We start from the raw sequence: 20,851 nt of genomic DNA, 5'->3' as shown, positions 1-20,851 counted from the left end.
ATGGCGGTGGGGGAGGGATTCGAACCCTCGAACGGTTGCCCGTTACACACTTTCCAGGCGTGCGCCTTCGACCACTCGGCCACCCCACCGGAGGGCGCGGATCATAGCAGCTTACTGGCGGTGGAGTCGATACTGCGGGGCCTTTCCGGGCCCGCTACTGCGCCACGGGCTGATATCGAGGCCGCCCCGGCGCGTATAAAGGGCCTGCACGGCCAGGGTCTCGGGCGAGAGGACGGCGGCAAGGTCGAGAAAGATGCGCTCAACGCACTGCTCGTGGAAGTCCTGGTGTTCGCGGAAGGCGACGAGATAGGCCAGCAGCGCGCCGCGGTCCAGCCGCGAGCCCCGGTAGCTCACAATCACGGTCGCCCAGTCCGGCTGGGCCGTGACCGGGCAGAGGGAGCGCAGCAGGTGGGAGTGCAGCGTTTCCTCGACCCGCTCGTCGGACTCGACGCGCAGGAGGTCCCGCGCGGGGGCATCAACCGGGCCGGCAAAGGGCGCGTCATCGATGCACTCCCCGGGCGCGGCCACACCATGGAAGGCCGGATCGTCGAGGTGGGCAAGGCTGACCGCGACCGCGCCGCCGGTAGCCTCAGTGAGGTCCCTGGCAATGGTGTCGCGGACCGCCCCGGCACTGGCGAAGGTGCTGCCGTTGATGGCATTCAGATAGAGCTTGAGCGATTTCGACTCGACCATCCACGGCGAATCCGCCGGCACTTCGATGCGACCCAGCGCGACCCGGGGGCGCCCGTCAGGCTCAAGCCAGGACAGCTCGTACCCATGCCACACGTCGACGCCGTGGAACGGTGGGGCGCCCTCCCCCAGGCCCAGACGCGCCCGACCCTCGCTACGGGCAAGGGGAAAAAGCAGCGACGGGTCGTAGCTCGCGCTGCCGCTGACCTGGCGGCCCAGGGGAAGTTCGCGATCCATGCGTCCCTACTGCCTCAGTCGCTTGCCGCTGGACAGGAGGTGCATGCTGTAGAAAAACAGAAGCACCGTGAAGACGGCGATCATGGCAAAGGCAAAAGTGACATTGACATCGGATACCCCCAGCACGCCGTAGCGGAACGCGTTGACGACGTAGACCAACGGATTGAGCTTCGAGACGTTGGCCCAGAACTCAGGCAGAAGATCGAGCGAATAGAACACGCCGCCGAGGTAGGTAAGCGGGGTCAGTACAAAGGTCGGGATGATACTGATGTCGTCGAAGTTGTTCGCGTAAACCCCGTTGATGAAACCGGCCAGGGCGAACAGCGTTGAGGTGAACAGCACCACCAGCATAACGATGCCGATGTTGTAAATAGGCAGACGGGTGAAGAACAGGGACACGGCGGTGACGATAATAGCGACCAGAAGACCCCGGGCAATGCCGCCCAGCAAAAAGCCGAGGAGTATGACGTAGTTCGGCGTCGGCGACACGAGGAGTTCCTCAACACTGTGGTTGAACTTGGAGCCGAAAAAGGACGACACAACGTTCGAGTAGCTGTTGGTGACGATGGCCATCATGATCAACCCGGGCACCACAAACTCCATGTAGCGAAAGCCGCCCATCTCGCCGATGCGCGAGCCGATGAGCGAACCGAAGATCACGAAATACAGCGACATGGTGATCGCCGAGGGTAACAGCGTCTGCGGCCAGATCCGCAAAAAACGACGGATCTCCTTGCGCAGAAGGGTCATCAGGGCGATGTACTGTTCCCGCAGGCTCATGCCGCGCTCTCCACCAGCTTCACAAACATCTCCTCCAGTCGGTTCGCCCGATTGCGCATGCTGGTAACGCGGACGCCGGCGGCGCTCAGTCCCTCGAAGACCTCGTTAACATGCTGCCCCTTCTCGACTTCGACCTCGAAGCTGTGGTCGTCGACGCGGCGGACCTCAAAACCCCGCAAGGTGAGCGGCTCCGGCAGCTTGCCCGCACTATCGAAGATAAAGACCTCGCGATGAAGACGGCGGAGCAGATCACGGATCGAGCCGTACTCGACGATTTCGCCGTGGTTGATAATCGCGATATTGCGACACAGGGCCTCGGCTTCCTCGAGGTAGTGGGTGGTGAGTATGATCGTGGTGCCAGCCCGGTTGATCTCCTGCAGGAAGTCCCACATGGAGCGACGCATCTCGATGTCGACACCGGCGGTGGGCTCGTCGAGGATCAGCAGCCGCGGCTCGTGCACCAGGGCCCGGGCGATCATGAGCCGACGCTTCATGCCGCCGGAGAGCATACGCGAGGCGTTGTCGCGCTTTTCCCACAGGCCCAGGGCCCGCAGGTACTTTTCCGCCCGCTGCCGCGCAAGCGGCAGCGGCAGCCCATAGTAGCCGCCCTGGTTGACGACGATGTCGCCGACCTTCTCGAACATGTTGAAATTGAATTCCTGCGGCACGATGCCGATGTGTTTTTTGGCACCCGGGAAGTCGACATCGATATCGACACCGAAGACCTGGATACTGCCGCCGGTCTTTGCCACCAGCGAGCAGATGATGCCGATAGTGGTCGACTTGCCGGCGCCGTTGGGGCCAAGGAGCGCAAAGAAGTCGCCCTGCTGCACCTGCAGGCTGATACCCTTGAGGGCCTGGAAGCCGCCGGGGTACGTCTTGCTGAGCGCGTCGATTTTCAGAGCCGGAACCATGCACTACCCTTAACAGTTGAATCATTGAGCCACGCCCCCATTCTACCCGCAAAGGCGGGGGGCCTAGAACCGGAGTCACCATGGACGATCTGGAATACGCGGAACACTGCCGCCGGCTGCTGGAAACCTTTGCCCGGGAATTCCTGAACCGCACCCGCGAGCTCAGTCCTGCCGATGGGCTGCGGGAACTCGCCCTCGCCTTCGGCGAGATTTCAGCCGGAGGCCCCGATGTGTACGACCAGGGGCGCGAACTGGTTTCCCGGCTGTTTACCACCTACCCGGATTTCGCCCCCACCTTCCCGCGCGAATTGCTATGGTTTTTCGGCGGAGAATGCCTCCATTACATGGCAGACGACGAAATAGCCGAATTTGAGCAACGCCAAACAGATAGTGCTTGACGCTCAGGAACACCCTTCATACAATGCGCCGCTCTCGAAGAGAGGTCACAGCGTCCCCTTCGTCTAGTGGCCTAGGACACCGCCCTTTCACGGCGGGAACAGGGGTTCGAACCCCCTAGGGGACGCCATTTTTCCTGCGGGAATAGCTCAGTTGGTAGAGCGCAACCTTGCCAGGGTTGCAGGAGGGGCGCCCAGCCTCGCCGGTACCGGCGACCAACTCAGGGTCGGTACGGAAAGACGATTGCGGGAATAGCTCAGTTGGTAGAGCGCAACCTTGCCAGGGTTGCAGGGGGGGCGCCCAGCCTCGCCGGTACCGGCGACCAACTCAGGGTCGGTACGGAAAGACGATTGCGGGAATAGCTCAGTTGGTAGAGCGCAACCTTGCCAAGGTTGAGGTCGCCGGTTCGAACCCGGTTTCCCGCTCCAAACTTCCTATCACCCCCCCAATACTCACTAGCTGCCCGCGAGACAGGCCGCGGCGCTCGTTGCTATGCGCTTCAGGTCCACGCCCGTTACATCCCGTCAGCCAGTTACAGCACCTCACAGCCCAGCGCTGCTGCCAGCTCCCGCACCCTGGCGGAACCGCCGCTGACCGGGTTACCGGCCAGCTCCCTGCGCAGGGGGTAAGCGCGGCGCAGCCGGTCGAAGGCCGCCGCGCGCGCTCCCCCGGCAGCGGCCAGGGCCGCACGCAGCTGCCGATCGTCATCCCCGGGGGCATAGCGGCCGAGCAGCAGTTTGCGCAGCAGCGCCGGGCCGTCTCCCGTTGCCGGCAATGCAAGCACTGATGCCGGAGGTGGCGCCAGGGAGCCGGCATAGGCCGTGCCCAGCGCCTCGTCCATAGCCGACACCACGCAACGGGTCCCGGCGAGCCGCGCCTCGAGGGAGTAGCCGGCGATATGCGGTGTCCCCAGGGCGACCCGGGCCAGCAAGGGGGCCGGCACCTCAGGCTCCCGTTCCCAGACATCGAGCACCGCCCTCCCCCGGCCGTCGACCAGCCAGGCCTGGAGAGCGTCATTGTCGACCACCGGGCCACGACTCGCATTGATCAGTAGCGTACCGGCGGCGAGGCGCTCCAGGGCAGCGCGGTCGAGCAGGTGCCGGCTCGGCCAGGGAGAGAGCTCCGTAAGCGAACAATGCAGGGTCACCACATCGCAGGCGAAAATCTCGGCGAGCGTGCCCCGGCGCGCCACGGCGCTCTCCGCAAGCCAGGGATCCGTCGCAACCCAGGCAATGCCGAGCGCATCGAGGCGTGCGCCGAGGCTGCGACCGACGTTGCCATAGCCGACGATGCCCACTCGGCCGCCCGCGAGCAGGTGCTCAAGGGGTTCCCGGAGCGCCGCCAGCACAGCCAGCACGTATTCGGCGACGGCGTTGGCGTTGGCACCGGCGGCATCAGCGAAAGCGATGCCAAGCTCCCGGAGCGCCGCCCGGTCGATGTGATCCGTGCCGCTGGTAGCCGTGCCGACAAACCGCACCGGCGTACCGGTCAGCAGCGCTTGATTTACCGGGGTGACGGAACGCACCAGCAGCGCGTCGGCATCGACCAAGTGAAAACGCCGGATCGCCCGGCCCGGCAGACACCGCAGCCGGGCCCCCGCTGCCGCAAGCGCCTGAAGCCCCGGCATGTTCTCATCACAGACAATGCGCATGGTTCAGCAAAGCATCGCGACGGAAAAGTGCATCGTGGAGACCGGGCGCCCCTCCGGGAATCGCGCGCCGAGAGCAGCCAGAAAGCGTCCGGCCCGGCCCCCGGGGCCCCGGGCGCGCCAGGCTCGCGCCTCGTTGGCCACCGCGACAGCGAAGCGCGCCCGGACCGGTGCCACAAGCTCCCCGTTGAGGTTGTCGAGGCTGAGCCGGAACGGCATACCGCAGCGCTGGGAGAAGAGCCACTCGAGACCCTGGGGTTTGGCTTCAACGGCCTCGAAGGCGCGCTGGGCATCCGCGTCGCGACCGTCCGGGGCGTACCAGTAGCCATAGTCAGGGAGCAGACGCCGCGCCCGTCCGGCGATACACCAGTGCGCCACTTCGTGCAGAGCGCTAGCCGGATAATCCGCGCGGTAGTGGATCTCGTGCCACGCCCCGGGAGCCGCGGCCGGCAGGTAGAACGGCTCCTCCGCGCCGCCGCAGAGCCGGGTTCGCTCCCGAATACCGAAGCAATCAGCGAAAACCTGCTCGAGGACGACAGCAGCGACTGTCACAACGCCTTACGGACCAGAAAATGCAGCTCGCCGCCCTCCTCGCACTCGTCGACCAGCTCATGGCCGAGAAAGTGGCAGAATTGCGGAATATCGCGGCGGGTAGTCGGATCCGTGGCGCGCACGGCGATCAGGTCACCGGGGGCGGCGTCCCGGATGGCGTTATGCAGCAGCATGACAGGCTCGGGGCAGTAGAGCCCGCGTGCATCGAGCTCACGGGGAGGCGGAGGCGTCATGGCGAAGCACCGAGTAGATCCCGGGCCTGCTCCCGAGACACGATGTCCCAGCTGTCGCTATCGCTGTCGAAGAGCAGGTCCAGCTCACCTCGGGCGAGCCCGCGCGCGAGGTCTTCCCGTTTCTCGGCCAGGGGCACCTCGCGTTCTCCGTAATCGGTCCCGTCGCGGCTGGCATATTCCTCGAGCAGGGCCGCAAGCGTTTCCGGCGGCACCTGCTCCGGTGGAATGCGCAGGAACGTTGCCATGGCGTCTCAGTTGGCGGGCTTGACGAACTTCAGGGTCATACGGTCACTCTCACCGATGGCGAGGTAGCGCTCCCGGTCCTGATCACCGAGCGCCAGGATGGGCGGAAGGGTCCAGACGCCTTCTGGATGGTCGGCGCTGTCCTTCGGGTTGGCGTTGATCCCGGCACGACCGGCAAACTCGAACCCGGCCGCTTCGGCTGCGGCGATGACCAGCTGCTCGGTGACATAGCCGCTGCTCTTCATGGCCTCGACGGAGCGACCCTCGGGTGCGCGATGCTGGACGATGCCGAACACCCCACCCGGCTTCAGGGCCTCGAAGGCCGCAGCAAAAACATCGTCCAGGGCGCCTGCGCGCAGCCAGCTGTGCACGTTGCGAAAGGCAAGGACCATATCTGCAGACGCGGCCGGCGCAATATCGATGGTCGCCGGCGGCGCCAGCGTCGATACGATCACGTCGCCGTAAATTGCGTCATCGGCGCCGAGCTTGCCAAGGAAGCCACCGAGGGAACGGCGGCCATAGGCGCCGCCATTGACGTCCGCATGGGCGGCGTAGAGCGTTCCTTGCTCTTTGAGGAGCGACGCCAGCACTTCCGTGTACCAGCCGCCGCCAGGCGACAGCTCGACGACGGTCATCCCGGGTTCGAGGCCGAAAAAGGCGAGGGTCTCGCCGGGATGGCGCCAGGCATCGCGGGCGCGGTTGTTTTCGCTCCGGTGCTCGCCGGCGAGCGCGGCACTATAGTCAGGGCCGGCCTGGGCGGGCAGGATAAACAGGGCTACCAGCAGGGGAAGCAGGAATTTCATGGCTCGTCCTTAGCGTAGGGAGGATGACAAGGTACTATACGAAGTTCCCCCGCCAATGTGGAGACACGTCGTGCAGAAAGCCATCGTGGTCAGTTTTATTGCCGAAGACCGCCCCGGTATCGTCGAGCGGCTCGCCGCCGTTGTCGCCGAACATGGCGGCAACTGGGAGGATGCACGCCTTTCCCAGCTCGGCGGAAAGTTCGCGGGCCTGGCCCTGGTCAACTTGCCCATAGCGGCGGAGGCCGCGCTGCGCGACGCGATAGCCGGCCTTGCAGAGGAGGCCATCGACTGCACAGTGACGGATGCCGGCGAGATGCCGGCGCAGCAAGGCGAACTGCTGACCCTGGCGCTGGTCGGTCCCGACCGGCCCGGCATTATCCACGAGGTGACCCGCGCCCTGCGCGGCGCCGGCCTCAACCTTAGCCGGCTCGAAAGCACTGTAAAGAGTGCCCCCATGAGTGCGGAGCCGCTGTTCCACGCCACCCTGGAAGCCCGGGCGCCGGCAGCCACTGATCGAACGACGCTGGAGCAGGAGCTCGACCGCATCGCTGAGGCAATGGGCCTGGAAATCGACCTGCTTCAGAGGGACTGACGACGGCGCCAGAACCACCGGAGCCCGATAAACAGACCGACGGTCAACCCGGCCGCCAGCACCACCAGAAGCAGAGCAAGCAGCGCCCCCAGCACCAGCTCGAGGAACTGCTCCTTCGGCATGTCGAACTGTGTGACCGCCGCCCAGGGAAGCGCTGCCATGGCGCAGACGGCAAGAAAAATCGTGCGGGCATTGCGACGCCAGCGGCGCACAGCTCAAGGTCCTGCGGTCGCCGGCAGCACCGGTGTCGGGCTTTCGACACCGGCGTTCTGCGCTCGATGTCGAAGCAGGTGATCCATCAGTACCAGGGCCAGCATCGCCTCCGCAATGGGTGTGGCGCGAATACCCACGCAGGGGTCGTGCCGTCCCGTGGTGACTACCTCGACGGCCTCACCGGCGATGTTGACACTCGCACCCGGCTGGCGAATGGACGAGGTCGGCTTGAGCGCGAGGCTCACGGTGATGTCCTGGCCGCTGGAAATGCCGCCGAGCACACCGCCAGCGTTGTTACCCACGAAACCATTGGGAGTCAGGGCATCCCGATGCTCGCTGCCCTGCTGCGCCACGCAGGCGAAGCCGGCGCCGAGCTCGACACCCTTGACCGCGTTGATGCCCATCATGGCACTGGCGATGTCCGCGTCAAGGCGATCGAATACCGGCTCTCCAAGCCCCGGCGGAACGCCGGTGGCGACGACGTTGATGCGCGCACCGACCGAGTCACCCCGCTTGTTGAGGTCGGCCATGTAGGCCTCCATCGCGGGCACCTTGTCGGGGTCCGGGCAAAAGAAAGGATTGCTCTCCACCACAGACCAGTCAAGACGCTCGGCGGCAAGGGGCCCCAGCTGCTTAAGGTAGCCGCGCACGGTGATGCCCGCATACTCAGCCAGATACTTTTTGGCAATAGCGCCCGCGGCAACACGCATGGCTGTTTCCCGCGCCGAGGAGCGGCCGCCACCGCGGTAGTCCCGGCGGCCGTACTTCTGCTGGTAGGTGTAGTCCGCGTGTGCTGGACGGAAGACATCCTTGATCTTGCTGTAATCCTTGGAGCGCTGGTCGGTATTTTCGATAAGCAGGCCGATGGGGGTGCCCGTAGTCACACCCTCGAAGACCCCGGAAAGAATACGCACTTCATCGTCCTCGCGACGTTGGGTGGTGAAGCGCGAGGTACCGGGTTTACGGCGATCGAGGTCTGACTGCATGTCGGCGCTGCTGAGGGCCAGCCCGGGCGGGCAGCCGTCCACAATACAGCCAAGGGCCGGACCGTGGCTCTCGCCGAAGGTCGTCACTGTAAACAATGTCCCGAAAGTATTCCCTGCCATCTGTCAGTCCTGCCCTGTCGCCGCGCGGGGATTATACGCGAGCGCTGCGCTATGGTCGCGGAGCTCCCGGGCGGTAAGGGCTGCAACGCCGTGTCCCCCGCGCTCAAGCTCGACCCAGGTAAAGGGAAAACGCGGATAGGCGGCCTCAAGCGCAGGCCAGCTGTTGCCCACTTCGAGCAGCAGCAGCCCGTGCTCTTCGAGGTGCGCCGCCGCCGCGGGCAGCAGGCGCCGCACCAGGTCCAGGCCGTCATCTCCGGCGCCCAGGCCCGCCGCGGGCTCGTGATGAAACTCCGCGGGCATGGCGGCAAGGTCCTCGACATCGACATAGGGCGGGTTGCAGAGGATGATATCGAAGCGCTCGTCGGCGAGCTTGTCGAAGCCATCGGAGCGGCGCAGGCTTACGCGGCCGCCCACGTCGTGACGAGCGACGTTCTCGGCGGCGAGAGTCAGCGCCGCATCGTCAAGATCCGCCAGGACCACTGCCAGCCCCGGCATATGGACGGCGGCCGCAATCCCCAGGCAGCCACCGCCACAGCAGAGATCGAGCAGCCGCCGCGGTGGCGGGCCCCCGTACCAGGGCTGACAGGCATGTTCGATGAGTTCACCAAGGGGGGAACGCGGTACAAGAGCCCGCGGGTCACAGCGGAACCGCAGGCCGGCAAAGTGCGCCTCACCGAGAAGATAGGGCAAGGGGCTGCGCTCCCCGATGCGTCGGTCAAGCACGCCCCTTATCGCGGCCCAATCCCTGGCGGCGAGCACGCGCCCGGCGACATCGGGCCCATCGTCGAGGCCCAGCACACCGAGCACCAGCTGCACGGCCTCATCCCAGGGATTGTCGGTACCGTGGCCGAAGGCGACCCCGGCCTCGTCGAGACGCGCAGCACAACGCGCCACTGCAGCGGCGATGGTGTCCGGGACAGGCTGCCAGGGAGCGTGATCGTTCATGAGCTGCATGGTACCATCGCGCCGCGTCAACAGCGGGAAGCAGGCATATGAAGGCACACTGGGCAGCGATCATCGAGGACATGGGTGAGGATCTGGAGCGTCCCGGCCTCAAGGACACGCCGGAGCGTGCGGCCAAGGCCTACCAGTTTCTGACCCGTGGCTACCATCAGTCCGTGGCAGAAGTAGTCAACGATGCTCTCTTCCCCTCCGAGTCCAGTGAAATGGTGGTGGTACAGGACATCGAGCTCTATTCGCTCTGCGAACACCACATCCTTCCGTTCATCGGCAAGTGCCACGTCGGCTACATACCTACCGGCCAGGTACTGGGACTGTCCAAGATCGCACGAATTGTCGATATCTTTGCGCGCCGGCTGCAGATTCAGGAGTCGCTGACTACAGAGATCGCCGAGACCATCATGGCGGTCACGGATGCTGCCGGGGTCGGCGTCATCATTGAGGCGCAGCACATGTGCATGATGATGCGCGGGGTCGAGAAACAGAACTCGGTGATGAAAACCTCGTCCATGCTCGGCTCGTTCCGCGAAGACCTGAAGACCCGGGACGAGTTCCTCGGACTGCTGCGACTGCGCCACTAGGACTCCAGCCTAAGGCGCCACGGTCGCCCGGTCCTGCGCCGACAGCAGCTCCATATGCAGGTACTGACGATCTGAGGATCGCTCGCTGGCATAAAGTACCAGCCGCTGCTCCCTGCCCTCCGCTCGCAGGGCGTACACCCGGTAACGCTGGGAACTCTCCGTGCCATAGAGCACTCGCTGCTGAAAGACCCGGTTAGCCCACTGCACGCTGCGTCCGCAGGAGCGCCCTTCACAGGTGTAGAGCAACTCGCTGTCGGGCAGGGCCTCTGCCTCGGCCGCGGCATCTTCGAGCAGGGACCGGGCGGTGAAGCCGTCTACGATGCGCCAGGTATAACGCGAGAGCTCGCCGCTCAGGCGCTCACTCTCCTCCAGCCTCCAATCGCCGCGGACCTTTTGCATGGCGCCGAGACCGATCACATGGTCACGCACGATCTGCGTGCTCTGGTCGACGGTCTCGGAATGAGGGAAACGGTCAAAACGTTCAAGAAGCGCCTCAGCACCGCCCTCCTTAGCCGCGGCAGGGAGCGCGAAGCACAAACCCAGCAGAGCAACGCCCCGGGCGGCATGGCGGGCGGCGCTTGTGTACCGGCAGGCGGCTGGACGATGGGGCAAAGTCATGCTCCTGGCGAAGAAAAAAGGCGAATCCGTATGGTGACCGATTTTACCGGGGCGTCAAAGCCCGTAAGCCGGCGGCGCGGCCCAGAAACAAATGCTGGCGCAGCCGGGGGCGAAGACCTCCGCCTCGAGCACCGCATAGGCACCGGGCGACAGCGCCGGTACGCGCCCGGCCTCGCCGAGCCAGCGGTCGACCAGCTCGGATACCAGTGGCTGGTGTGATACGAGCACGCGGTGCGCAGCTGCCGGCAGCCCGACCAGTAGCGCCTCAACGGCTTGTGCATCAGCCCCGGGGATCAGGGCATCGGCCTCCTCCGTCGTCAGCGCAAGCGCTTCGGCGAGGTAGCCGGCAGTCTGCAAAGTCCGCTGCCAGCGGCTCGCATGCAGTGCCTCGGGCGGCGGCAGACCCCGACTCGCCAGAGCCGTAACATAACCCGCAACACCGCGTCGCAGCTCGGCGTGACCTCGCTCTGTCAGCCGGCGCTCCCGGTCCGGTCGTCCCGGGGCCGCCTCGCCATGACGCCAGACCGTGACCAGCACGCTCAGCTGCCGGCCAGCTGCAGCAGGACCTTGTTGAGCCGGTCGACGTAGCCGGCCGGATCTTCGAGCTGTCCGCCTTCCGCAAGCGTTGCCTGATCGAAAACAAGGTGGGAAAAGTCGGCGAAGCGGTCCTCATCACTTTCCCGGTCCAGCAGCGCGATGAGCGGATGCGTGGTGTTCAGCTCAAGCGTCGGCTTAGTGTCCGGCACCGGCTGACCAGCGGCTTCCATAATCCTGCGCATCTGCGCGCCCAGCTCATGCTCCCCGACCACCAGACAGGCGGCAGAGTCTGTGAGGCGGGTACTGGCGCGCACTTCCGCGACCTCGTCGGCAAGCACGCCCTTTATCCGTTCGAGGAGGTCCTTGCTCTCTTCGGCCAGCTTTTCCTTTTCGGCCTTCTCGTCGTCGCCGAGCTCGAGCTCGCCCCGGGCCACGTCCTGGAGCGGTTTGCCAGCGTACTCCTGCAGGTGGCTCATGAGCCACTCGTCAATGCGCTCGGAGAGCAGCAACACCTCAATGCCGCGCTTGCGGAATACCTCGAGGTGCGGACTCCGTCGGGCCGTGTTGAAACTGTCTGCCGCAACATAGTAGATCTTGTCCTGGTCCTCCTGCATACGCGCGACATAGTCGTCGAGGCCCTGGTCCTGCTCCTCCCGGTCCGTATGCGTGGTGGCAAAGCGCAGGAGCCCGGCCACCTTCTCCTTGTTGCTGAAATCCTCAGCGGGTCCTTCCTTGAGCACCTGGCCGAAGGCTTTCCAGAACACGGCGTACTCCTCTGGAGACCCTTTGGCCAGCTTGCCGAGCATATCGAGCACGCGCTTGGTGAGAGCGCCGCGCATGCTGTCGACCGCCGGATCCTGCTGGAGAAGCTCCCGGGATACGTTCAGAGGCAGGTCGTTGCTGTCGACGACCCCCTTTACGAAGCGGAGATAGAGGGGCAGGAACTGCTCCGCATCGTCCATGATGAAGGTGCGCTGAACGTAGAGTTTCAACCCGCGCGAGCCCTCCCGGTTCCACAGGTCAAAGGGGGCACGCCGGGGCACGTAAAGCAGGCTCGTGTATTCCAGCTTGCCCTCCACCCGGTTGTGGCTCCAGGTGAGCGGCTCTTCGAAATCGTGGGACACGTGCTTATAAAAGGCCTTGTACTCGTCGTCGCTGACCTCGCTGCGGGAACGGGTCCACAGCGCGGTGGCTTCGTTCACGGTCTCCCAGGTCGGCGCGGCCGCATCGTCCTGGCTGTCCTCGGCGTCGTCGCTGCTTTCCGAAGCCGCAGCCATCATCACCGGCACGGAAATATGGTCTGAGTATTTCTTGATGACGCTGCGCACGCGCCACTCGTCGGCAAATTCGTCACAATCTTCCTTGAGGTAGAGGGTGATCGCCGTACCGCGCTGCTCCCGGGGGCGATCCTCAAGGGTAAACTCCGCCTCACCGTGTGACTCCCAGAGCACGCCCGCCTCTGATGGCTCACCGGCCTTGCGTGTGTGCACCTCCACCCGCTCGGCGACAATGAACGCGGAATAGAAGCCGACGCCGAACTGCCCGATGAGCTGGGAGTCCTTCTTCTGGTCGCCGGTGAGGTTCTCGAGGAAGGCCGCGGTACCCGAGCGGGCGATGGTCCCGAGATTATCGATCACCTCCTGTCGGTTCATGCCAACACCGTTATCGCTGATGGTGATGGTCCGCGCATCCTTGTCCACGGCCACGCGAATCGCGTAGTCGCCGTCCCCCTCCAGAATGCTGTCGTCATCCAGGGCCGCAAAGCGGAGCTTGTCGATGGCATCGGAGGCGTTGGAGATCAGCTCACGCAGGAAGATCTCCTTGTTGCTGTAGAGGGAATGAATCATCAGGTGCAGCAACTGCCGCGCCTCGGTCTGGAAGCCCAGCGTTTCTTTCTTGACGTCCGCGGTCATGGGGTCCTCACTGTCCTTTCCTGGGAACCAACTGTCTGGGGGCGAAACAACGGATTTTCAAGAGCCAAAAAAAAGGGGCCCGGCGGGCCCCTTGCTGTTGGTCGAGCTGCCTTACCAGCCGGTGATCTCGCCCAGGGCCTTGCCGATATCGGCAAGAGAGCGGACCGTCTTGACCCCCGCATCTTCCAGGGCGGCAAACTTCTCGTCCGCCGTACCCTTGCCCCCGGAGATAATGGCGCCTGCATGACCCATGCGCTTGCCCTTCGGCGCCGTCACACCGGCAATGTAGGACACCACCGGCTTGCTCACGTTGGCCTTGATGTAGGCCGCCGCCTCTTCCTCGGCCGTGCCGCCGATCTCGCCGATCATGACAATGGCTTCCGTCGCGGGATCCTGCTCAAACAGCGCAAGGATATCGATGAAATTAGAGCCCGGGATCGGGTCGCCGCCGATACCAACGCAGGTTGACTGGCCGAAGCCTGCATCGGTCGTCTGCTTCACCGCCTCATAGGTCAGTGTGCCGGAGCGCGACACGATGCCAACCTTGCCCGGCTGGTGGATATGACCGGGCATGATGCCGATCTTGCACTCGCCGGGGGTAATCACACCCGGGCAGTTAGGCCCGATAAGACGCACACCGAGTTCGTCACACTTCACCTTGGCCTCAAGCATATCGAGGGTCGGAATGCCCTCGGTGATGCAGACCACAAGGCGGATCCCGGCATTCGCGGCTTCCAGAATGGAGTCCTTGCAGAACGGTGCGGGTACGTAGATTACAGAGGCGTCGGCGCCGGTGGCCTCCACCGCCTCGGCAACCGTATTGAACACCGGCAGACCCAGGTGTTCCTGACCGCCCTTGCCCGGGGTGACGCCGCCGACCATCTGCGTGCCGTACTCAATGGCCTGCTCTGAATGGAAGGTTCCCTGGGAACCGGTAAAACCCTGGCAGATGACCTTCGTGTTCTTGTCGATCAGGATACTCATCAGGCTTCACCTCCCGCTGCTTTCACCGCCTGCTGCGCCGCGTCCGTGAGGCTGGTCGCGGCAATGATGTTCAGTCCGCTTTCTGCCAGCACCTTGCGGCCGAGTTCAGCGTTGTTGCCCTCGAGACGGACAACGACGGGGACTTCCACGCCGATCTCCTCTACGGCGCCGATCACGCCCTCGGCAATGAGGTCGCAACGGACGATGCCGCCGAAGATATTGATAAGGACCGCCTTCACCTTGTCATCGCTGAGGATGATCTTGAACGCCTCGGAGACGCGCTCCTTGGTGGCGCCACCGCCCACGTCAAGGAAGTTTGCCGGGGCACCGCCGTGAAGCTTGACGATGTCCATGGTGCCCATGGCGAGACCGGCACCGTTGACCATGCAGCCGATGTTGCCGTCCAGGGCGACGTAGTTGAGCTCCCACTGGGCAGCATGAGCCTCCCGGGCATCTTCCTGGGAGGGGTCATGCATTTCCCGGAGCGCGTCCTGACGGTAGAGGGCGTTGCCGTCAACGCCGAGCTTGGCGTCCAGGCAGTGCAGGTTGCCCTGCTCCGTGATCACCAGAGGATTCACCTCGATGAGTGCGAGATCCTTGTCCTGGAATAGCCGCGCCAGGCCCAGGAAGATTTTTACGAACTGCTTGACCTGATCGCCGGAGAGGCCGAGCTTGAAGGCCAGTTCCCGGCCCTGGTAGGGCTGGGCACCAACCAGAGGATCGATTGCCACCTTGAGGATTTTCTCCGGGGTTTCCTCGGCGACTTTCTCGATCTCGACCCCGCCTTCCGTAGAGGCCATGAACACGATTCGCCGCGTGGAGCGGTCGACGACGGCACCAAGATAAAGTTCGTCGGCGATGTCAGTGCAGGCCTCGACAAGGATCCTCGAGACCGGTTGACCATTCTCGTCAGTCTGGTAGGTGACGAGGTTGTTGCCCAGCCACCGGGATGCGAACTCGCGGATCTCGTCCTTGCTCTTGACCAGCTTCACGCCGCCGGCCTTACCGCGGCCGCCGGCATGCACCTGTGCCTTGACGACCCAGCTATCACCACCAATGAGATCTGCCGCCTCCGCAGCTTCGCGGGGCGAATCCACCGCATAGCCCTTGGAGACCGGCAGGCCGTAGTCGGCAAACAGTTGCTTGCCCTGGTACTCGTGCAAATTCATGTTGTGTCCCGTTCCGTGTTGCGAGAAAGCCGCCCGGGATCGGATGGCTGCGTTGTTGTTATGACTTCCCGGACGACGCTATTTGCGCTTTCGGTTCGCGATGTGGATCGCGTGACCATCGACGGCCAGAGCCGCCTCATGCACGGCCTCCGACAGGGTCGGGTGACCGAAAACCATGAGCGCAAGATCTTCTGCGCTGGAGCCGAACTCCATCGCGATGACCACCTGCTGGGTCAGGTCCGCCGCCGAGGGCCCTACGATATGGGCGCCGAGGATGCGGTCCGTCTGGGCATCGGCGAGAATCTTCACCATGCCATCCGTATCGTTCGCGGCCAGAGCGCGGCCGCTGGCCGCGAATGGGAAGACGCCGGCCTTGTAGTCGACGCCATCAGCTTTCAGCTGCTGTTCTGTCTTGCCGACTGCAGCGACCTCCGGGTGCGTATAAATCACCGAGGGGATGCAGTCATAGTTGAGCTGCGCGGGCTTGCCGGCGATCCGCTCGGCCACCATAACGCCCTCTTCCGAGCCCTTGTGCGCAAGCATGGGCCCGCGGACCACGTCCCCGACAGCATAGACGTGAGGGGCCTCCGTGGCACAGAACTCGTTGACGTAGATAAAACCGCGTTCATCCAGCGTTACGCCGCTGTCCGAGGCCAGCAGCTCCTCGGACCGGGGGCGACGGCCGACGGAAACGATGAGCTTGTCGAAGGTCTCCCTGTGGGTACCCTCGGCTGTGTCGTAGGTCACCTCCACCTTACCTTTCTTGACTTCGGTGCCGGTGACCCGGGCGCCGAGACGTATATCCAGCCCCTGCTTCTTGAAGATCTTGTGCGTTTCCTTGGCGATCTGTGTGTCCATCATGGGCAGGAAGTCGTCCAGCGCCTCGAGAAGTACGACCTCGGCGCCGAGGCGACCCCAAACGCTGCCCAGTTCAAGGCCGATTACCCCGGCACCGATGACCCCGAGCCGCTTCGGCACGGCCGTGAACTCCAGGGCACCGGTAGAATCGACAATCGTGTCGCCGTCAACGGGAGCCGGCGGTATACGCATCGGCTCGGAGCCGGCGGCGATAATCACGTCACCGGCCTCGACGATGCGCCTGTTACCGTCCTTGTCCGTAACCTCGACCTTGGCGCCGGCCAGAACTTTGCCGCGCCCCTGGATGACAGTCACGCCGTTGTGCTTGAACAGGCCGGCAATACCGCCCGTGAGCTGGCTGACGATCTTCTGCTTGCGATCGAGCATCGCCGGCACATCGATCTTGGGCTTGCCGACACCGATGCCGTGGAGCGCGAAGCTGTCCCGCGCCTCGGCGAACTTCTGACTGCTGTCAAGGAGGGCCTTGGACGGAATGCAGCCAACGTTGAGGCAGGTGCCACCGAGGACGGTGCCCCCCTTCTCATCTGCCCAAAGTTCCACGCAGGCCACGGTCATGCCGAGCTGTGCGGCCTTGATCGCGCCCACATAACCGGCAGGGCCGGAGCCGATTACTACGATATCGAATTTGTCAGCCATGCTCTCTCCCGTGATTCAAAGCGTTGCAGCGGTTACAGCTGGAGCAGGATCCGCGCCGGGTCCTCGATGAGGTCCTTGACGGCAACCAGGAACTGCACGGCGGTCTTGCCATCGATAAGACGGTGGTCGTAAGACAGCGCCAGATACATCACGGGCAGCACCACGACCTCACCGTCCGCGACCATCGGGCGCTCCTGGATCTTGTGCATGCCGAGGATGCCGGTTTGCGGCGGATTCAGGATCGGCGTCGACAGGAGCGAGCCGAACACGCCGCCGTTAGTCACCGTGAACGTGCCGCCGGTCATGTCGTCGATAGTCAATTTGTTGTCCCGGGCACGCACGCCGAAATCGGAGACCGCGGCCTCAACGTCCGCCAGGCTCATGAAGTCTGCGTCGCGGAGCACCGGTACGACCAGGCCGTTCGCCGTGGAAACGGCCACGCCGATGTCCTGGTAGCCGTGGTAGACGACGTCGTTGCCGTCAATGGAGGCGTTGACCTCCGGAAAGCGCTTGAGCGCCTCACAGGCGGCCTTGACGAAAAAGCCCATGAAGCCCAGGCGCGTACCGTTGTGGGTCTTTTCGAACTGGTCCTTGTATTTCCTGCGCAGCGCCATCACCGGCGCCATGTTCACCTCGTTGAAGGTGGTCAGCATGGCCGTCTGCTGCGTAGCTTCCAGAAGACGCTCGGCGATCCGGGCCCGCATGCGCGTCATGGGTACCCGCTTCTCGACGCGCTCGCTACTCGGCCCCGAGGGAACCTCCACCACAGCGTCCGGGTCCGCTGCGGCCGGCGCAGGAGCGGGCGCGCGGGCAGACGGCTTGTCCGCGAGGTGCTTGAGCACATCTTCCTTGGTGATGCGACCGCCCTTGCCTGTGCCCGCAATGGCCGACGGATCAAGCTTGTGTTCTTCCACGAGCTGCCGCGCCGCGGGGCCCAGGGCAGGCACTTCACCGGCCGCAGGCGCTTCAGCAGCAGGCGCCCCGGCTTTCTCTGGCGGCTCAGAAGACGCAGCTTCCGCAGCTTTGCCGGCGCCGGCACCGGCACCGGTCTCAAGCGTGGCCAGCAGCGCCTGGCTCTCAATAGTGTCGCCCTCGGCTGCGTGAATCTTGCTGATGATGCCGTCTGCCGGGGCGACAACTTCCATGACGACTTTGTCTGTCTCGATCTCGACGATGAGCTCGTCACGGGCGACGCTGTCGCCTTCCTGCTTGTGCCAGGCTGCAATTTCACCGTCTGCGACGGACTCGGGGAATGCGGGTGCTTTTATCTCGATAGCCATGAAGCTTCCTTACTGCTGCCCTGTCACGCTGCCGAGGCAGGCAGCGTGAGGGCGTCGTTGATAAAGCGCTGCTGCTGCTCCAGGTGCAGCGCCATGTAGCCGGCAGCGGGAGCGGCAGAGGCTTCCCTGCCGACGTAGCCGAGGTAAACATGTTCAAGGTGCGAATACATGACCCGGCGCATGTGATGCTGGCTCGAGTACCAGGCGCCCTGGTTCATGGGCTCTTCCTGACACCAGACCGCATCGACAAGGTTCGGATACTGGCTGAGAACCTGGAGCAGCTCGGCTTCCGGGAAAGGATAGAGCTGCTCAAGGCGGATGATCGCAATATCCTCGATCCCGCGCTCCCGGCGTTCCGCGCGCAGGTCGTAGAATACTTTACCCGCACAGAGGATCACCCGCTTGACGCCGCACCGGTCGGCGATGTCCGGATCGTCCAGCACACAGTGAAAGCGCCCGCCAGCCAGCTCCTCGAGGCTGGACACGGCCTCCTTGTGGCGCAGCAGACTCTTCGGTGACATGACCACCAGCGGCTTGCGCAGCGGGCGGATCGTCTGCCGGCGCAGCATATGGTAGACCTGCGCCGGTGTGCTCGGCACACAAACCTGGATATTGTGCTCGGCGCAAAGCTGCAGAAAACGTTCGAGGCGCGCCGAGGAGTGTTCCGGCCCCTGGCCCTCGTAGCCGTGCGGCAGGAGCATGGTCAGCCCGCAGAGCCGGCTCCACTTGTGCTCGCCACTGGTGATGAACTGGTCGATGACCACCTGGGCGCCGTTGGCAAAATCACCGAACTGCGCCTCCCAGATGACCAGGCCGCTCGGCGAGGTCGTCGCGTAGCCGTATTCAAAGGCAAGTACGCCCTCTTCCGAGAGCAGCGAGTCATAAATATCAAAATTTGCCTGGTCTTCCGCCACGTGCTGCAGCGGGATCCAGGTGCTTTCATCTTTCTGGTTGTGCAGTACGGCGTGGCGGTGGGAAAAGGTACCGCGCCCCACGTCCTGCCCGGTAAGGCGCACCGGGTAGCCGGCCTCCAGGAGAGTGGCATAGGCCAGCGTCTCGGCGAAGCCCCAGTTCAGGGGCATGGCACCTGCCGCCATCTTGCGCCGGTCCTCGAGGATCTTGCTGACCTGGCGCTGAAGGGGAAAACCCTCCGGCGGCACATTCACCTCGTGAGCGAGCTTCTGCAGCCTGTGCAGCTCCATGCCCGTTTCGCAGGTCAGCGTCCACTCGTGCCCCAGGTAGGGGGTCCAGTCGACAAAAAGCGCAGTGTTCGGCTCAGACACCAGGGAGCTGACCAGTGGCTCGCCGCGGTCCAGAGATTCTCGATAGCCCTCCACCAGGGTGCTGTCTTCCTCTTCGGAAATCACGCCATCCATGATGAGTCGCTCGGCATACAGATCCCGCGTGGACTTGTGCATGCGAATAGCCTGGTACATGAGTGGCTGGGTCACCGACGGTTCGTCGGCTTCATTGTGGCCACGGCGCCGGTAGCAGATCAGGTCAATGACCACATCGCGCTTGAATTCGTTACGGAAGTCCACGGCCAGCTGCGTGACAAAGAGCACCGCCTCCGGGTCATCGGCGTTGACATGAAAAATGGGCGCCTGAACCATTTTGGCGACATCGGTGCAGTATTCCGTGGAGCGCGCGTCCTCGCGCTTGCTGGTGGTGAAACCCACCTGATTATTGAGAACGATATGGACCGTGCCCCCGGTGCGGTACCCGCGGGTCTGGGACATCTGGAACGTCTCCATGACCACACCCTGGCCGGCAAAGGCCGCATCGCCGTGGATGACGATCGGCGCCACGGTGTCACCCACCGTGTCATTGCGGCGGTCCTGGCGGGCACGTACCGATCCCTCGACCACTGGCGCGTTGATCTCCAGATGGGATGGATTGAAGGCGAGAGCCAGGTGCAGCTCGCCACCCGGTGTCATCACGTTCGAGGAAAAACCCTGATGGTACTTCACGTCGCCGGAGCTCTCGTACTGCGCCCGGCCCTCGAACTCCGCAAACAGCTCGGAGGTCTTCTTGCCCAGGATATTCACGAGAACGTTCAGCCTGCCGCGATGCGCCATGCCGATGACGATTTCCTTGGCTCCGTAAGAGCCGATGCGCTGGACCATCTCCGCCAGCATGGGAATCAGGCTCTCGCCACCCTCCAGGCCGAAGCGCTTCGTGCCCGGGTACTTGGAGGCCAGGGAGCGCTCGAGCCCGTCCGCCTTGATCAGCCGACGCAGAAGCTGGCGACGCACATCCGGGCCGTAATCCGGCGCCGAACGCACGGACTCCATGCGGGTCATGATCCAGTGCCGCTGTGCCGTGTCGACGATGTGCATGAACTCGGCACCGATGTGGTGACAATAGGTACGCTCCAGCGCATCGACGATTTCGCCCAGCGTGGCATTGTCACGGCCGATATGCAGGCTGCCGACCTGGAAGGCGGTGTCGAGATCGGCCTCGGACAGCTCGTGGAAAGACAGCTCTAGATCCGCCACGTGCTCCCGTTCGGCGAGACCCAGAGGGTCGAGGCTTGCCTTCTGGTGCCCGCGCTGGCGGTAGGCCGAGATGAGCTGCACCACGCGCACCTGCTTGCGCTCGTACTCCGTGGCCTGCGCATCGTGCGCCACCGTCGCCTCGGTACGGACGCGCATCTTGCTGATGCGTGCGAAGCGGTCGCGGACCGTGGAGTGGGGAATATCCTTTAAATTTGCCACCTGGCTCTCGACCAGGGGCAGCTTGTCAAAGTAGTCGCGCCATTGCTCCGGGACCGAGTTGGGGTCGCGGAGATAGGCTTCATAAAGATCTTCGACGTAGGTAGCGTTGCCGCCAGCGATATGGGAGCTACGCCAGAGAAGCTCCATTGTGGGCTGCTGCATGATGTCCT

22 protein-coding genes and 3 tRNA genes are annotated in these 20,851 nt (G+C 64.1%); 5 read left to right on the top strand and 20 right to left on the bottom strand.

Annotated elements, in window-relative coordinates; genetic code table 11:
- Position 1: 1 nt before the first annotated feature.
- The 4 genes from HRUBRA_RS00305 to HRUBRA_RS00290 form a co-directional block, all read right to left on the bottom strand.
- Positions 2 to 89, bottom strand: a tRNA-Ser gene (locus tag HRUBRA_RS00305).
- A 22-nt stretch (positions 90 to 111) separates the two neighbouring features.
- On the bottom strand, positions 112 to 927 hold the full coding sequence (gene queF, locus HRUBRA_RS00300) for an NADPH-dependent 7-cyano-7-deazaguanine reductase QueF (RefSeq protein ID WP_035513380.1): 816 nt from the start codon (positions 925 to 927) through the stop codon (positions 112 to 114).
- Between the two features lie 6 nt (positions 928 to 933).
- Positions 934 to 1,707, bottom strand: coding sequence for an ABC transporter permease (locus tag HRUBRA_RS00295; protein ID WP_035513377.1), 774 nt, complete (start codon positions 1,705 to 1,707; stop codon positions 934 to 936).
- Positions 1,704 to 2,621 carry an ABC transporter ATP-binding protein gene (locus tag HRUBRA_RS00290; RefSeq protein ID WP_035513375.1) on the bottom strand — a complete coding sequence of 306 codons (918 nt, stop codon included), beginning with the start codon at positions 2,619 to 2,621 and terminating at the stop codon, positions 1,704 to 1,706. Before HRUBRA_RS00290 ends, HRUBRA_RS00295 begins: the two co-directional genes overlap by 4 nt.
- 80 nt (positions 2,622 to 2,701) lie before the next feature.
- Here HRUBRA_RS00290 and HRUBRA_RS00285 point away from each other — a divergent pair, with 80 nt between their 5' ends.
- The 3 genes from HRUBRA_RS00285 to HRUBRA_RS00275 all read left to right on the top strand — a co-directional run bounded on the left by HRUBRA_RS00285 (position 2,702) and on the right by HRUBRA_RS00275 (position 3,445).
- Positions 2,702 to 3,019 (top strand): PA2817 family protein, encoded by a 318-nt coding sequence (locus HRUBRA_RS00285; RefSeq protein WP_035513373.1) that lies wholly within the window; start codon positions 2,702 to 2,704, stop codon positions 3,017 to 3,019.
- 52 nt (positions 3,020 to 3,071) lie between these two features.
- A tRNA-Glu gene (locus tag HRUBRA_RS00280) sits at positions 3,072 to 3,147 on the top strand.
- A gap of 222 nt (positions 3,148 to 3,369) precedes the next feature.
- Positions 3,370 to 3,445: transfer RNA gene (locus HRUBRA_RS00275), tRNA-Gly, on the top strand.
- Between the two features lie 104 nt (positions 3,446 to 3,549).
- Here HRUBRA_RS00275 and HRUBRA_RS00270 read toward each other — a convergent pair.
- Genes HRUBRA_RS00270 through HRUBRA_RS00250 form a run of 5 tightly spaced genes read right to left on the bottom strand, consistent with a single transcriptional unit; the run spans position 3,550 to position 6,496 of the window.
- Positions 3,550 to 4,668 (bottom strand): 4-phosphoerythronate dehydrogenase, encoded by a 1,119-nt coding sequence (locus tag HRUBRA_RS00270; protein ID WP_035513370.1) that lies wholly within the window; start codon positions 4,666 to 4,668, stop codon positions 3,550 to 3,552.
- Positions 4,669 to 4,671: 3 nt separating this feature from the next.
- Positions 4,672 to 5,217 (bottom strand): elongation factor P hydroxylase, encoded by a 546-nt coding sequence (locus tag HRUBRA_RS00265; RefSeq protein ID WP_035513369.1) that lies wholly within the window; start codon positions 5,215 to 5,217, stop codon positions 4,672 to 4,674.
- Positions 5,214 to 5,450 (bottom strand): sulfurtransferase TusA, encoded by a 237-nt coding sequence (gene tusA / locus HRUBRA_RS00260; RefSeq protein ID WP_035513367.1) that lies wholly within the window; start codon positions 5,448 to 5,450, stop codon positions 5,214 to 5,216. Before tusA ends, HRUBRA_RS00265 begins: the two co-directional genes overlap by 4 nt.
- A complete protein-coding gene (locus HRUBRA_RS00255; protein ID WP_035513365.1) occupies positions 5,447 to 5,695 on the bottom strand; it encodes a YheU family protein in 249 nt (82 codons plus the stop codon). The genes tusA and HRUBRA_RS00255 overlap by 4 nt, the downstream gene beginning before the upstream one ends.
- 6 nt (positions 5,696 to 5,701) lie before the next feature.
- On the bottom strand, positions 5,702 to 6,496 hold the full coding sequence (locus tag HRUBRA_RS00250) for a class I SAM-dependent methyltransferase (protein ID WP_035513363.1): 795 nt from the start codon (positions 6,494 to 6,496) through the stop codon (positions 5,702 to 5,704).
- Positions 6,497 to 6,566: 70 nt separating this feature from the next.
- On the opposite strand from HRUBRA_RS00250, the gene HRUBRA_RS00245 reads away from it, so the two are divergent.
- Positions 6,567 to 7,088, top strand: coding sequence for a glycine cleavage system transcriptional repressor (locus HRUBRA_RS00245; protein ID WP_052094225.1), 522 nt, complete (start codon positions 6,567 to 6,569; stop codon positions 7,086 to 7,088).
- Here HRUBRA_RS00245 and HRUBRA_RS00240 read toward each other — a convergent pair.
- Genes HRUBRA_RS00240 through prmB form a run of 3 tightly spaced genes read right to left on the bottom strand, consistent with a single transcriptional unit; the run spans position 7,076 to position 9,361 of the window.
- Positions 7,076 to 7,300 carry a hypothetical protein gene (locus HRUBRA_RS00240; RefSeq protein ID WP_035513361.1) on the bottom strand — a complete coding sequence of 75 codons (225 nt, stop codon included), beginning with the start codon at positions 7,298 to 7,300 and terminating at the stop codon, positions 7,076 to 7,078. The genes HRUBRA_RS00245 and HRUBRA_RS00240 overlap by 13 nt on opposite strands.
- 3 nt (positions 7,301 to 7,303) lie before the next feature.
- Positions 7,304 to 8,407, bottom strand: coding sequence for a chorismate synthase (gene aroC / locus HRUBRA_RS00235; RefSeq protein WP_035513359.1), 1,104 nt, complete (start codon positions 8,405 to 8,407; stop codon positions 7,304 to 7,306).
- Positions 8,408 to 8,410: 3 nt separating this feature from the next.
- On the bottom strand, positions 8,411 to 9,361 hold the full coding sequence (gene prmB, locus HRUBRA_RS00230) for a 50S ribosomal protein L3 N(5)-glutamine methyltransferase (RefSeq protein WP_236629735.1): 951 nt from the start codon (positions 9,359 to 9,361) through the stop codon (positions 8,411 to 8,413).
- A gap of 38 nt (positions 9,362 to 9,399) precedes the next feature.
- Here prmB and folE point away from each other — a divergent pair, with 38 nt between their 5' ends.
- Complete coding sequence (folE, locus tag HRUBRA_RS00225; protein ID WP_035513358.1) at positions 9,400 to 9,948, top strand: GTP cyclohydrolase I FolE; 549 nt, start codon at positions 9,400 to 9,402, stop codon at positions 9,946 to 9,948.
- A gap of 9 nt (positions 9,949 to 9,957) precedes the next feature.
- On the opposite strand, the gene HRUBRA_RS00220 is transcribed toward folE, so the two are convergent.
- The 8 genes from HRUBRA_RS00220 to HRUBRA_RS00185 all read right to left on the bottom strand — a co-directional run bounded on the left by HRUBRA_RS00220 (position 9,958) and on the right by HRUBRA_RS00185 (position 20,843).
- Positions 9,958 to 10,566, bottom strand: coding sequence for a DUF4892 domain-containing protein (locus HRUBRA_RS00220; RefSeq protein WP_084592365.1), 609 nt, complete (start codon positions 10,564 to 10,566; stop codon positions 9,958 to 9,960).
- A 54-nt stretch (positions 10,567 to 10,620) separates the two neighbouring features.
- Entirely contained in the window at positions 10,621 to 11,103 is a 483-nt protein-coding gene (locus tag HRUBRA_RS14535) for a SixA phosphatase family protein (RefSeq protein ID WP_052094223.1), read from the bottom strand.
- Between the two features lie 2 nt (positions 11,104 to 11,105).
- The gene (htpG, locus tag HRUBRA_RS00210) at positions 11,106 to 13,016 is read right to left on the bottom strand and encodes a molecular chaperone HtpG (RefSeq protein ID WP_035513356.1); all 1,911 of its coding nucleotides are present in this window, start codon (positions 13,014 to 13,016) and stop codon (positions 11,106 to 11,108) included.
- A 111-nt stretch (positions 13,017 to 13,127) separates the two neighbouring features.
- The gene (gene sucD / locus HRUBRA_RS00205; protein WP_035513354.1) at positions 13,128 to 14,000 is read right to left on the bottom strand and encodes a succinate--CoA ligase subunit alpha; all 873 of its coding nucleotides are present in this window, start codon (positions 13,998 to 14,000) and stop codon (positions 13,128 to 13,130) included.
- Positions 14,000 to 15,169, bottom strand: coding sequence for an ADP-forming succinate--CoA ligase subunit beta (sucC, locus tag HRUBRA_RS00200; RefSeq protein WP_035513353.1), 1,170 nt, complete (start codon positions 15,167 to 15,169; stop codon positions 14,000 to 14,002). The genes sucD and sucC overlap by 1 nt, the downstream gene beginning before the upstream one ends.
- Before the next feature lie 78 nt (positions 15,170 to 15,247).
- Entirely contained in the window at positions 15,248 to 16,684 is a 1,437-nt protein-coding gene (gene lpdA / locus HRUBRA_RS00195) for a dihydrolipoyl dehydrogenase (RefSeq protein WP_035513352.1), read from the bottom strand.
- A 32-nt stretch (positions 16,685 to 16,716) separates the two neighbouring features.
- Positions 16,717 to 17,964, bottom strand: a complete 1,248-nt coding sequence (gene odhB / locus HRUBRA_RS00190) for a 2-oxoglutarate dehydrogenase complex dihydrolipoyllysine-residue succinyltransferase (RefSeq protein WP_035513351.1) — start codon at positions 17,962 to 17,964, stop codon at positions 16,717 to 16,719.
- A gap of 23 nt (positions 17,965 to 17,987) precedes the next feature.
- Positions 17,988 to 20,843 carry a 2-oxoglutarate dehydrogenase E1 component gene (locus HRUBRA_RS00185; protein ID WP_052094222.1) on the bottom strand — a complete coding sequence of 952 codons (2,856 nt, stop codon included), beginning with the start codon at positions 20,841 to 20,843 and terminating at the stop codon, positions 17,988 to 17,990.
- Between the last annotated feature and the right edge of the window lie 8 nt (positions 20,844 to 20,851).

This window comes from Pseudohaliea rubra DSM 19751 (assembly GCF_000764025.1).
In the GTDB taxonomy this organism is placed as follows: Bacteria; Pseudomonadota; Gammaproteobacteria; order Pseudomonadales; family Halieaceae; genus Pseudohaliea; species Pseudohaliea rubra.
Note: the sequence above shows the minus strand (reverse complement) of the source record. Positions and strands in the feature narration are given on the sequence as shown.